Annotated in this window: 6 protein-coding genes; 5 read left to right on the plus strand and 1 reads right to left on the minus strand. The window is 53.7% G+C overall.

The annotated features are described in order from the left end of the window. Both AC2T6E_RS17770 and AC2T6E_RS17775 read left to right on the plus strand, forming a co-directional pair. The coding region (locus AC2T6E_RS17770; RefSeq protein ID WP_486692693.1) for an Ig-like domain-containing protein at positions 1-7,453 on the plus strand (7,453 nt) is incomplete at its 5' end. A 162-nt stretch (positions 7,454-7,615) separates the two neighbouring features. Continuing rightward, positions 7,616-8,485, plus strand: a complete 870-nt coding sequence (locus AC2T6E_RS17775) for an OmpA family protein (protein ID WP_284734040.1) — start codon at positions 7,616-7,618, stop codon at positions 8,483-8,485. 92 nt (positions 8,486-8,577) lie between these two features. On the opposite strand, the gene AC2T6E_RS17780 is transcribed toward AC2T6E_RS17775, so the two are convergent. Further along, on the minus strand, positions 8,578-9,273 hold the full coding sequence (locus AC2T6E_RS17780; protein ID WP_199906577.1) for a LuxR C-terminal-related transcriptional regulator: 696 nt from the start codon (positions 9,271-9,273) through the stop codon (positions 8,578-8,580). Between the two features lie 489 nt (positions 9,274-9,762). Between AC2T6E_RS17780 and AC2T6E_RS17785 the strand changes: the two genes are divergently transcribed. From AC2T6E_RS17785 to AC2T6E_RS17795, 3 genes are read left to right on the plus strand one after another with little or no spacing between them, the layout of a single operon-like run. Next, positions 9,763-10,902: a polysaccharide export protein gene (locus tag AC2T6E_RS17785; RefSeq protein WP_100167202.1), complete on the plus strand. Its 1,140-nt coding sequence runs from the start codon at positions 9,763-9,765 to the stop codon at positions 10,900-10,902. A 2-nt stretch (positions 10,903-10,904) separates the two neighbouring features. Beyond that, positions 10,905-11,354, plus strand: coding sequence for an arsenate reductase/protein-tyrosine-phosphatase family protein (locus AC2T6E_RS17790; protein ID WP_089598152.1), 450 nt, complete (start codon positions 10,905-10,907; stop codon positions 11,352-11,354). Positions 11,355-11,371: 17 nt separating this feature from the next. Continuing rightward, complete coding sequence (locus tag AC2T6E_RS17795; protein ID WP_486692697.1) at positions 11,372-13,519, plus strand: polysaccharide biosynthesis tyrosine autokinase; 2,148 nt, start codon at positions 11,372-11,374, stop codon at positions 13,517-13,519. Positions 13,520-13,653: the final 134 nt, after the last annotated feature.

The raw sequence follows: 13,653 nt of genomic DNA on the forward strand, positions 1-13,653 counted from the left end.
CGTGAGCGGCGACACCACCGATGACAACACCCCGACCCTGAGCGGCAAGGCCGAGCCGGGCAGCACGGTGAACATCATCGACAACGGCCAGGTTATCGGCTCCACGAAGGTGAACCCGGACGGTAGCTGGAGCTTCACCCCGGATCAGGCGCTCTCCAACGGCGAGCATGACCTGACCACCACCGTGACCGATCCGTCAGGCAACACCGGACCGGAAGGGTCGCACGTGGTCATCACCGTTGACGTGGTCCCGGGCAAGGTGGAAATCACCGGCGTGACCGATGACGTCGGCAGCGTGACCGGCAGCCTGTCCCAGAACGCGGTTACCGACGATACCCGTCCGCAAATCAGCGGCACGGCGAAGGCGGGCAGCACCGTAACCATCATGGACGGCAGCAACGTGCTGGGCACCACCACCGCGGGCGCGGACGGCACCTGGAGCTTCACGCCGAGCGTGGATCTGGGTCGCGGCGAGCACAGCTTCACCGCCACGGCGAAGGATCCGATGGGCAACGAGTCAAGCAGCAGCAGCTGGACCGTGACCATCGATACCGATGCGCCGGTGAAACCGACCATCGACGCGGCGCTGGACGACGTGGGCACCGTACAGGGCACCCTGTCTGACGGCAGCAGCACCGACGACCCGACGCCAACCCTGAGCGGCAAGGCGGAAGCGGGCAGCACCGTGAAGATCTACGATCAGAACGGCCTGCTGGGCGAAGTGACGGCGAAGGCCGACGGCACCTGGAGCTTCTCACCGACGGCGAAACTGCCGGAAGGCGAGCACCGCTTCCACGTGACGGCGACGGACAAGGCGGGTAATACCAGCGCAGCGTCCGACGATTTCGTGCTGAACCTGGACTACACCGCACCAGATGCAAGCAAAGTGAGCATCACTGACGTGGTGGATGACTTTGGTTCTGTGACCGGCTCCGTGACGTCAGGCGGTAAGACTGACGATAACACGCCGCTGATCAAAGGCACCGGCGCGGAAGCGGGCAACACCATCACCGTGTACAACGGCGACAAGGTGATTGGCACCGCCAAAGTGCAGGCAGACGGCACCTGGGAACTGCAGGTCACCAAGGCGCTGCCTGACGGCACCTATAACCTGACGGTTAAAGAGACCGACAGCGTGGGTAACACCACGGCGGCTTCACCGGAATACATTATTCAGATCGATGCAGGCGGTCAGCCGCTGCCACCGACCCTGAGCAGTGTCGAAGATGACGTCGCGCCGCATACCGGTCCATTGCAGAAGGATGCGACAACCAACGACAACACCCTGCTTCTGACCGGTACTGCGGAAGCCAACGTGACGGTTCGCATTTACGGCGGCCCGAACGGCACCACCTTACTGGGTGAAACGCAGGCTGATGCCCAGGGCAAATGGAGCTTCAACACGCCGAAACTGGCGGACGGTGTTCATACGTTTGTGGCGGAAGCCATTAACGACATCGGACAGGTGAGCCCGCAAACCGGCGGATTCCCGGTCACGGTGGATACCAGCGCGCCGGGTGAAGTCACTGGCTTCATCGTTAGCGATAACGAAGGTCCGAAGACTGGCGTATTGTCGAATGGCGACACCACTGACGATGCGACGCCGACCATCAGCGGTAAAGCAGAGCCTGGCAGCGTTGTTCACGTCTACGTGAACGGTCAGGAAAACGGCACCGCGGTGGCAGACGCTAACGGTAACTGGACCTACACCACCGGTTCACTGGCGGATGGGGAATACACCTTCACCGCGCGCGCTGAAGATTCAGCGGGCAACCTGGGTGCAGAAAATGCTGGCGTCACCGTCACGCTTGATACCTCCAGCGTACCGGTCACTATCGTTCGTGTGATGGACGATAAAGGCACCGTAACTGGCGAACTGAAGGCCAATGACGTGACTGACGATGCCCGTCCGGACATTATCGGTAAGGCGAAAGCAGGCAGCATCGTGACCATCAAAGATGGCAGCGTGGTGCTGGGCACCGTGACGGCAGATGCCAGCGGTAACTGGACATTCACTCCAACCAGCGATCTGGGCGATGGCGTACATAACATTACGGCGACCGCTAAAGATCTGACCGGTAAAGAGGATACCTCCAGCACCTTCAGCTTCGAAATTGACAGTAAAGCACCGAATCGTCCGAGCATTGATTACGCGGAAGATCAGGTGGGTACCGTTAAGGACGACCTGAACAGCAACGACGTGACTGACGATCCACAGCCAATCCTGCACGGTACGGCCGAAGCGAACAGCACCGTCAACATCTACTCCGTTGATGGCACGCTGTTGGGTTCAGTCACCGCGAACAGCAGCGGCGCATGGAACTTCAAGCCGGGCAGTAAGTTGCCAGAAGGGAAAAACACCTTCTATGTGACGGCGACGGATAAAGCCGGAAACGTCAGCGACAAGTCTGCGGACTTCGTGCTGACCACCGACTACACCGCGCCGGATGCGAGCAAAGTGACCATTGATTCCGTCACGGATAACGTGGGGAACGTTCAGGGGATTGTTGCGGATGGCGGCGTTCTGGACGATTCACGTCCGGTGATCCGCGGCTCTGGTGCTGAAGTGGGCAACGTCATTACGGTCTACACCACCGATAAAGACGGCAACACGAAGGTACTGGGTACCACCACGGTTGATCAGAACGGCAAATGGGAACTGACGCCATCTGAGTCTCTGTACGGTGACTCCATCAACAAACTGACCGTGACGGAAACCGATCGGGTTGGCAACGTGGCGAAACCGGCTGACAGCTATGACGTCATTATGTCCGATACCCCGGATGCACCAGCGATCGTTAACGTTCTGGACGATACCGGCACAACCGTTATCAACCTGGCCAACAATGCGTTGACCAAAGACGATACGCCGACCCTGAACGGGACTGCGGACGGTGCTGCGGGCGATACGATCACCATCTACAACGGCAGTCAGGTTGTAGGTAAAACAACGCTGAACAGCGATGGCACCTGGAGCTTCACGCCATCTCCGGCACTGGCTGACGGTAGCTACACCTTTACGGTGACCAATACCAACAGCGCGGGTCAGGAGAGCGATCGCAGCGGTTCGTTCACGGTAACCATTGATTCAACAGCACCGAATCCGGTTTCCGGTCTGCAGGTGTCTGACGATCAGGGTGCCTGGAAAGGTCAGTTGACCGAGGGCATGACCACGGACGACAACAAACCGACCTTCACCGGTAAAGCGGAGCAGGGCAGCACGGTCACTATCTATGATAATGGCCAGGCGATCGGTTCAGTCACCGTCACCAACCCTGACGGTAGCTGGCAGTTCACCCCGTCCACGCCGCTGGTTGATGGCGAACACCAGTTCGCGACTCAGGTAACGGATCCGGCGGGTAACAGCAGTGCGATCGTTGACGATATCACCGTTAACGTCTCCACGGGCGCAAGCTATCTGCAGCTGCTGCAGGTGGTGGATGATGTCCAGGAAGCGGGTGGTTCTCGCGTGCTTCGCGATGGTGAAGTCACGAACGATAGCCAGGTACAGCTGGTCGGTAAGGCGACGGCAGGCAGCACCATTATCATCACCGATGTCGGTGGCGTTCAGCTGGGTACCGTGAAAGCGGATGCCAATGGTAACTGGGAATTCACGCCGATGAGTAGCCTGAGCGATGGCGCGCATACCCTGCGCATCACCGGGACCGATCCGTCGAATAACCCGCTCACGCCGATCGACTTCGATCTGGTTGTGGACACGGTTGCGCCTGTCGCACCGGTTATTACCAACGTGCTGGACGATGTGGATCCGGTTCAGGGTTCCGTTGCTCACGGCAAGCCGACCAACGACACCACGCCGGAAATTACCGGTACGGCAGAGAAGGGCAGCACGGTGAATGTGTACCATCAGGTGGATGCGACAACCCGCATTCTGCTGGGTACCGCCGTGGCCGATAGCACAACGGGTCAGTGGACGCTGCAAATCAGCGACGCGAACAAGCTGGCTGAAGGCACCTGGAATCTGGTTGCAACCTCCACGGATGCAGCAGGCAACGTCAGTACGCCAAGCAACACCTGGACGATTGTTGTCGATACCACCGTGTCTGACGCGGTTATCAACATCAGCTCGATCTCGGAAGACCGTGGTGCTTCAGACGCTGACTTCATCACCAGCGATAACACGCTGTTGATTAACGGTGAGCTGAACAAAGCCCTGCAGGCGGACGAGTGGGTTGAGATTAGCCTCGACAACGGTGTGACCTGGACGCGTGCTTCAACGGTAACCGGCACATCCTGGACTGTGGATATGCAGAGCACGCCGCTGAACGATGGCGCGTACACCATTCAGGCTCGCGTGGTGGATAACGCCGGTAACGTCGGCAGCACCGATTCTCAGGCGCTGCAGGTGGCATCGGGCGGCAGTGACATGAACGGTCTGTCAACGACAACCAAAGTGACTACCGATACCAGTCATGGTCTGACGACCGGGGATCACTTCAGCCATGCCGCAACGGCGACTAACGGCGACATGGTCACCCGTGACCGTACCGTCACCCTTAGCGGTAACCTGAGCGCGGCGCTGCAGGCTGGCGAACATCTGCAGATCTCTCTGGATAACGGAAAGACCTGGAAAACGCTGGCACTTAACGGCCAGAGCTGGAGCTATGAACTGCCGGAAGCGACGGCAAGCACCACCCACAGCTTCAAGCTGCAGGTGATTGACGTTGCGGGCAACCCGGGTACGAACACGAAGTTTGCGGATAGCTACAACGTGGTCATCGATCTGGATTCGCCTGATGCCATCACGATGGCGCCGGATGTGCCTCAGCACACCAGCACGGGAGATTCGTTCACCTTCTCCAGCGGTCAGTATGGTCGCGTTGAAGCGGGGGCAATTGTCTCTCTGGTGAGCGACGTCAACAGCAACGGCACCTATCAGGAAGGCCTGGATCAGATCATCGGCTTCGCGAAAGCGAACGCGGACGGCTCCTGGAGCCTGAACACGACCCTGCCTGCGGGCGCGCATAACCTGGCCTTTGTGGTCTGGGACGAGGCGGGCAACCGCTCAAGCATGAGCGCAAGCACCAGCACGGGCGTCACCGAAGGTGGTGGTAGTACGCTGATTGAACAGACCTGGGGTGGCACAACCGATGCGGACAGCCGTGGCCTGAACGCCGCTGCGGTCACCATCAGCCAGGACGGTTTGTGGTCGTTCTTCCAGAGTGCCCGCGGCACGTCAGGAAGCACAACGGCTAACGCCGGACGAGTGTACGACTCCGTCACGCGTGAAGACTACGATTCGACGTACCTTGCACAGCCGTCCACCGACAACGGTGCGGGTTACAACGTAGATAGCACGTCGTACAGCCGTTATGTGAACTCCGCAGCCTTTGCGGACATCAACCGCGATGGTTATGCCGACGTAATGTCTCAGATCAGTAGCTATAGTAACGCGGGTCGTACCGCCTACTGGCTGCAGAACGCCGATGGTAGTTACTCTGCGAAGGCACTGGATCAAGGCACTCTGAACCACCTCGGTGGCGTGATTTCCTATGACCGTGAAGGTGATGGTTATCTGGACTTTGTGCTGGGCGACTCGGAAGCGGACTCCATCTCGTTCATCAAGAATGAGCAGGGTACGCTGAGTTACGAGGACAACGCCGGCTTCTCTGACGGACACCCAGGCGGGGCATTGCCAACGGCGTTGAGCGTGCTGCACGAAGTGGGCGCTGTGGATATCGATAATAACGGTACCGTAGATATTACGGCACATATCGACTACAACGGCGCAGGCAGCTTCGTTGGTAACAACTCACGCGGTCTGGGGATCTTGTATAACCAGACTACCGGAACGTCGAAGACCAACTTCGGTGAAGTCGGCTACTACGCGAACGTGTTCCGTGACGATGGCCATGAAGACTACGGTAACTTGTCTATCTCCATGACCTATGCGGATTACAACAACGACGGTTGGTTGGATCTGTTCCTGAGCCGTGGTTCGAAGGGCAGTTCTAACAGCGACGAGAGCCGTATCTATCTCAACGATGGTACCGGCAAGCTCAATGCAACCGACGGTCAGGCGCAGTGGTTTGGCGATAACGTTGATGGCGGTACGTCGCTGGCAGTGGACTGGAACCACGACGGTAAGATGGACATCATCGAAGTGCCGCGCTCTGGCGTGACAGGCTCGCCGATGCTGTATACCAATACCGGCAGCAACAACTGGGGGACCAATAAGGTTAGCCTGACGGGTAGCACGACGTTCAACAACATGACCGGTGCCGTGGCGCTTGACTACGACTGGGACGGTTCGATGGACCTGGTGCTGTACCGTTCGGGTGCGGACGCTGATGTGGTGGCAAGAGACGATGCGGGACGCACGATGCTGGTGAAAAACACCAATATCGCGGCGGACGGCACCAGCCTGCAGATCCGTATTGTTGACGGTAACGGCATCAATACCTTCTACAGCAACACCGTGAAGCTCTATAACTCGGCGGGCGAGCTTGTCGCTACCCAGCTGATTAACCCGCAGTCCTCCGGCTCCAGCAACAGCATGGGTCTGGTGAGCTTCTTCGGACTGGATCCGAACGAAGTTTACTCCGTGCAGATGCTGCGTATTACCGACGGTAAAGCGGATCACGTTGGCGCAACGGGCAGCATTGGCGGTTACACCAACGGTACGGTGAATGAGAACTGGGGTGGCCTGACAACAGGTAAAGCCCACGACTCCTACGTGCTGACGGCGGAAAGCGGCAGCGCCGCGAACAACACCACTGGCAACAGCGGGATCGTGGGTACGGGCTATAACGACACCTTCTTCGGTTCGGCGGGTAACGACACCTACAACGGTGGCGGCGGCTGGAACCAGATTGTGAGCGGCAAGCCAGTCTGGAGTGAAACTGCGGGTATGGATGTGGTTGACTACAGCCGTTCTACCAGTGCGGTTAACGCCAACCTGTGGACAGGTACTGCAACCGGTAACGGCACCGATAAGCTCCTCAGCATTGAGGGACTGGTCGGGTCAAACCAGCAGGATACCTTCACGGATAACTCCGCGAACAACCTGTTCGAAGGTCGTGGTGGCAATGATGCCTTCTACCTGGTCAACGGCGGTAACGACACGCTGATGTACAAGGTGCTGGCAGGAATGACCAACGACGGTACCGGCGGCAACGGCCACGACACGATCCACGGCTTCAAGGTGGGTAATCTGGTGAAAGACAGTGATGCAGATCTGCTCGATATGAGCGAGCTGCTTGACTACAAGGGCTCTGTCTCCTTCTTCGAGGACGATGGAAAACTGGAGCTGGATTACTCCTCTCGCGGCGTGCTTGATTACGTCAAGGTGGAGGTTGTCGGAAGCGATACCGTGATCAGTATCGACCGTGACGGTCAGGGCGGACAACATGGCTTTACGCAGGTTGTCACACTGGCTGACGTTCAAACCGATCTGGTTACGCTGCTGCAGAATAACCAAATAATGATGTAACCCAGTAAAACCCGCCATCTTCGGATGGCGGGCTTTCTGCGCATATCTGAAGTAATACGATCAATCACTGGGTGAATCAGGAATTTGAAAATGAAAATAACCCCTCGGAATTTTAAAAAAATAAACCTGGCGTTCTGTGTCGCTGCTGCATTAAGTGCATTTATGGCCAACCCCGCTTATTCAGCTGAAAAAGTGGAAAAGGCCATTGATTTACCGGTAGTGATCAAACCGACGCCAAAAAATACGGCACCGCAACCTTATCGTCCGGTGGCGGGCGTGACGCCTGAGCTGGCACAGGTTGTCGTCTATTACCCACAGGGCACAGTTCCTGCAGCGGTCTATGTTGACCGCGAGCTGCAGTCCGTGTTGTTACCAGGACAGTTTACCGTCCTGTGTGCGGCACCGGGCGCGCACACGGTGGAGTCATTCTTTAACGATCACCCGACGTATCAGGGCAAGCAAAACCCTCAGCAGCAGTTGAGCACCGAAAGCGCACAGACCTATTTTATTCAGGTTAATCCGGGCACTGCGGGCAATACAGCGGCGCTGGAGGAACGTTCGCGTGCGGAAACGCTTCTGAAAAATATGCACAAGCAGACCAAAATTATTAACCGTGCATCTCAGGTCAAACCCTGTGATTACGTGAATAACACCGGCGTAGTGCTCATTCAGGAACAGGTGCTGTTCCGCTTTGCGGCGAGCAACTCAGCGGGAATTTTTGCCGAATCTCGTAAGAAGCTGGATGACGTGGTGAAGTTTATCCGTCAGGCGAATAACGTTCGTGAGATCCAGATCGTGGGCTATACCGATGCGATTGGTAGCCGTGAGGCCAACCAGCGTCTGTCTGAAGCACGTGCGAATACCGTTCGTTCGTTGCTGATCGAGAAAGGAATCAAGCCAGAGATGATCAACAACACCGTTGGTCAGGGCGTGGCGCAGAGCGCTGAAGGCTGCGGTACAAATGCCAGCCAGCAGGCGGCAGGCTGTAACGTTAACAGCCGTCGTGTGGAAATTTTAGTGAAAAGCCACTAAGCCGCGTGTATGACTAAAATACGGATCGCAGAGATGCTATCCGTATTTTTTTTAGTGGTATATCAAAGAGAAAGGTTCTGAAAAACGAGGTGTCATGCAAACTGTGGTTCGTGGGTGTTGATCTTCGCATTGGTGTACTGCTTTTTCTTTTCTCTGATTATCTCATGCTCAATTGACGCTTTAATGATCTCGCCGCAGGAATATATTTTCTTTAAAGAGTTAAAGCCCAGCTGTTTCATTATGTTGTTGGTGTACGTATAGGTGGTTTTGGGCTTAATGTTGTGCACGATACTGATATCATCAATGGAATAACCCGCAATCATCAGCTTTAACACAGAGAACTCCATATGCGTCAGTTCGATGTATTTCTTGATAATCTTGTTTTTGCTTGGGTGGCGCTGCGTATGCATTTTTTTTATGATCTCATCGTTCGTGAGATTGTTGATATTCACAAGGCGATGCTTGTAATGGGAGCAAATGCAGGAAAACAGCTCCGGAAAAATGTCCGAGTGATAAGCAATAATGATTTCTGAAATGGCTGCGTTATTTGTTTTTCTACGTAGGGAAATCAACCAGTGGAAATAAACAATATTGCTGTATATGGAATCAGGTAAAACCAGGTACAACGTATAAAAAGACCCTCTCCTGATCTCCTTCGCCCAGGCAAACAAGTTTCTTTGGTCATCAAACGAGATAATTTTCTCTTTACTGAATGTACCGGATAGCAAGTGACTCAGGCCGATGTTACTGAAGTTACATCGGGATAAAATAACTCTGGAGGTATCCATGGGTATTCCTTTAGTGAACTATACCCGTCATACTTCAAGTTGCCTGTGCGTTGGCTGTCCTCGCTCACCCCAGTCACGTACTTATGTACGCTCCTGGGGATTCGCTGCGTCGCCGCCTTCATGCAACTCGAATTATTTAGGCTATAAAATGGAAAAAAGTCCATCTTCGTAATCTTTGCATACCGACAGACAGGTATTACGGTATGAATATATTTATATTCTACACGATATAAATAAACGCTTGATTGAGAAGACTCCCTCACTAAATGGGAATTGTTTACCTGAGTCGCACGGTTTTGCTTTTAGACATTAATGTAAGAATGCGAGGTTTTCAACCAGGAATATTCCACGTATGCAGGACAGATAAAACGGGGAGCGTTATAATTTCAACAGTTACGATTCACGTGTATTACTCCTCGTTAGCGACGTTTTGTGTAATGGAAAATTAAAAAGGGAATGTCATTGTTCAGAGGTGACATTGAGAAAAGCATGAAGAAAATTTCAGTTCTGTTTATTTTAACCTCTATTATTTTGCTTGCAGGCTGCCAGATTGCACCGGGCAGCCATATTGATACGTCCGGGAAAAACATTGTTCAGGCACAGGATGATAAAACGCTCAACGACGTCGATATCAATGTGTATCCCGTTACGCCAGCCCTGATCGAGCGGTTACGGGAAAACGTGATGGTTGCGCAGGGTAATGCCGAGCTGAACAAGCGTCTGGACGCGTATGAGTACCGTATTGGCGTGGGCGATATCATTATGGTGACGGTGTGGGAACACCCGGAGCTCACCACGCCGTCAGGCCAGTATCGCAGCGCCAGCGACACCGGCAACTGGGTGCATTCAGACGGGACCATTTTTTATCCTTACATCGGCAAAATTGCCGTGAAGGACAAAACGGTCACCGAAGTGAGGGAGATGATCACCGAGCATCTGGCTAAATATATTGAATCCCCGCAGGTCGATGTGGGGATCGCCGCATTCCGCTCGCAAAAAGTGACGGTCTCCGGCGAGGTGAATCAATCCGGCCAACAGCCTATCACCAACGTGCCGCTGACCATTATTGATGCGGTAAACCAGGCGGGCGGGCTGACCGAGAATGCAGACTGGGGCAATGTGGTATTAACCCAGGGCGGTAAGAAGTCGAAGGTCTCCCTGCAGGCGCTCATGCAATACGGGGATTTGCAGCAAAATAAACTGCTCTACCCTGGCGATATTCTCTATATCCCGCGCAATGACGATTTAAAAGTCTTTGTGATGGGGGATGTCGTCAAGCAAACCACCATGAAAATGGATCGTTCCGGCATGACGCTGACAGAAGCGCTGGGGAATGCGGAAGGGATCAATCAAATGACAAGCGATGCCAGCGGCATATTTGTTATTCGCTCTGAGGCAAAACCTGATGCAGAAGCGGGGAAACAAGCGGCTATTTATCAGCTCGACGCGCGTGATGCCACTGCGCTGGTATTAGGCACGGAATTTAAGCTTAAGCCATACGATATTGTCTATGTCACGACGGCGCCGGTTGCACGCTGGAACAGGGTGATTAACCAGTTAATGCCAACCATTAATGGTATCTACAGCCTGACGGAAACCACGCGCTTTGTCAGAAACTGGGGTAACTGATCGTGTATGGGCGATATACCTCCATCCTGGTCGTCTGCACCGGCAATATCTGTCGTTCCCCGGCGGGGGAACGGATTTTGCGTTCGCGCTTACCCGGCATGAGGGTGGACTCTGCCGGTATTTCCGCGTTAACAGGGGAACCGGCGGATCCCGTCATGCGGCAGTCTGCCAGCAAACAGGGTTTTTCTTTAGAGGGCCATCTTGCCCGACAGCTTACGCCTGCTATGTGCCGCGAATACGATCTGATCCTGACCATGGATAAGCATCATATTGAAGCGGTTACACAACTGGCGATGGAAGCCCGGGGTAAGACCTTTTTATTCGGATATTGGCTCCAGCAACTGGAAATTTCAGATCCTTATCGCCGGGGAGCAGAAATATCCGACATCATTTTCAAACAACTTTTTTCCGCTGCCGAAGAATGGGTCAAGGTTTTCCAGCAGGTTAAATAATCAAGGCTGATTAGAGTATGTATAACAAACACGTTAGCAATCCCCCTCCCGATCCTGTTCAGCGGGAGGAGGACATTGATATTGTTCAAATCCTTAAAGTGCTGTTTTACAGCAAAGTCTGGATAGCGGCGACGACCATTCTGTTTATCATTATGGGGATTATTATTGCTAACATCTCGACGCCGATTTACAAGAGCGATGCGTTAATTCAGGTTGAGAAGAATTCCTCCTTAAGTATTTTAAACAAGCTGTCTACCATGCTCCCGGAAGGCTCCGGAGTCAGTTCTGAATCCGAGGTGTCGTTACTCAAATCACGTTTAGTGATGGGTAAAACGGTACGGGATTTGAAGCTGGATATTGTCGCAAGAGAAAAAACCTATCCTGTTGCGAATGCCACTCTGCAGCGTCTGTTGGGTCATGAACCGGCGACGCTCGATATTGCCTATTTGTCCGTACCGGATAAATGGATGAATACTCCGCTGAATCTGGACATCGCGGTTTCTGGAGACTTCGCCCTGCACGTGGGGGATGCCGTCGTGAAAGGTAAAGTGGGTGTACCTGTTCAGGCCAGCGGTATTGAGCTTCTGATCGAGAAAGCCAAACTCACAGAAAACACCGCCTTCATTGTGACGAAGCGCAATGAGCATTCGGTCATTGAAGAGCTCAAAGAGCGCGTCTCCATTGATACCAAGTCGGGGGGGAATGGCATGCTGCACCTGAGCATGATCGGCCCCGACCCGGTGACGATCAGCCAGATCCTGGACAGTATTGCTCAGAACTATTTGGCGCAGGACGTTGAGCGCAAATCGGCAGAGGCAAGCAAAAGCCTGGCGTTTTTAAATAAGCAGCTGTTGCAGATCAAAAGCAATCTGGTTAACGCCGAGAGTAAACTGAATGAATTCAGAAAGAATAATGAGTCCGTTGACCTGTCATTAGAAGCTAAATTCATTCTGGATAACGTCGTCTCTATTGATACGCAGCTTAATGAACTGACCTTTAAAGAGGCGGAAATTTCCAAGCTGTATAAGCGTACGCACCCGGCCTATAAAGCGTTGTCTGAGAAAAAAGCCATTCTGGTTGCGGAAAAAGAAAAGCTGAACCAGCGTATTAGCGCGATGCCCAGCACCCAGCAAGAAATTTTAAGCATGACCCGCGACGTCCAGATGGGTAACGATATTTATATGATTTTGCTGAATAAACAGCACGAGCTTAATATCAGTAAGGCCAGTACCCTGGGGAATGTGCGTATTATTGACCATGCGGTCACGCAGCAGAAACCGGTGAAACCGAAAAAAATATTGATTGTTCTCTTATCAGCCTTAATGGGGTTCCTCTTTTCCTCCGGGGTCATCCTCGTTCGCAACATGCTGATAAAAGGGATCCGGCAACCTGCTGAGCTGGAGAAACGTGGCATTCCTGTCCTCGCCGTTGTTCCCCTGGCGCCTGAGTTAACGAAGCGCAGGCGGTGCCGCGCCATTCCGACTTACCAGTCTGACGAGCTGCTGGCGAAATCGACGCCAACGTCGCTGGCGGTCGAAGCGTTAAGGGGGCTGCGTACCAGCCTCCATTTTGCGATGCTGAAATCGGACAACAAAATATTAATGATCTCCGGGACGTCGCCCGGGGTCGGTAAATCTTTCGTGAGTTCTAACCTCGCCGTACTGATGGCGCAGGCGGGTACGCGGGTCTTGTTGATCGACTGCGATTTACGACGAGGGTATTTGCACCGTGTTTTCTCTGCGGCAGAAAATGGGGCAGGGCTTGCGGATTATTTATCTCAGGACGTTAATATTTCGACTGTTATTCAGCACACGGAATACCCGGAAGTGGATTTTATTGGTCGCGGACGAATGACCAATAATCCTGCTGAGCTTTTTATGTCTGAGAAATTCAAGACGCTGCTCACGTCGTGCTCAACGCAATATGACGTGATTATCATTGATACCCCGCCGATCCTGAGCGTGACGGATGCGTCCATTGTTGGCCGATATGCATCAACATCCCTGATGGTGGTGCGCTTTGAGCAGAACTCCCTGAAAGAGGTGGAGGCAGGGCTGCGCCGCTTCGATCAAAATGGCATCGCCATCCAGGGCACCATATTTAACGGCGTAGAGAAGCGCGCCGCTGAACCTTACACCTACGGCGACTATTCCTATCAGGAATAAAATCTAGTAACGGAACAGGTCAACACTATCCGGGATGTATAAAATTCCGAATATTGGATGACTTGTTCCTAATCAAAAGTTCCATATATGTGGTGCAGTCTGAATGCCAATTCAGATCAAAAATGACAGAATTA

Source organism: Enterobacter sp. B79-1, from assembly GCF_057444735.1.

Bases quoted from the DNA above. Each gene is read 5' to 3' on its own strand.
- AC2T6E_RS17780 (WP_199906577.1), bottom strand. From the start codon at position 9,273: ATGGATACCTCCAGAGTTATTTTATCCCGATGTAACTTCAGTAACATC.
- AC2T6E_RS17795 (WP_486692697.1), top strand. From the start codon at position 11,372: ATGTATAACAAACACGTTAGCAATCCCCCTCCCGATCCTGTTCAGCGG.
- AC2T6E_RS17785 (WP_100167202.1), top strand. From the start codon at position 9,763: ATGAAGAAAATTTCAGTTCTGTTTATTTTAACCTCTATTATTTTGCTT.
- AC2T6E_RS17775 (WP_284734040.1), top strand. From the start codon at position 7,616: ATGGCCAACCCCGCTTATTCAGCTGAAAAAGTGGAAAAGGCCATTGAT.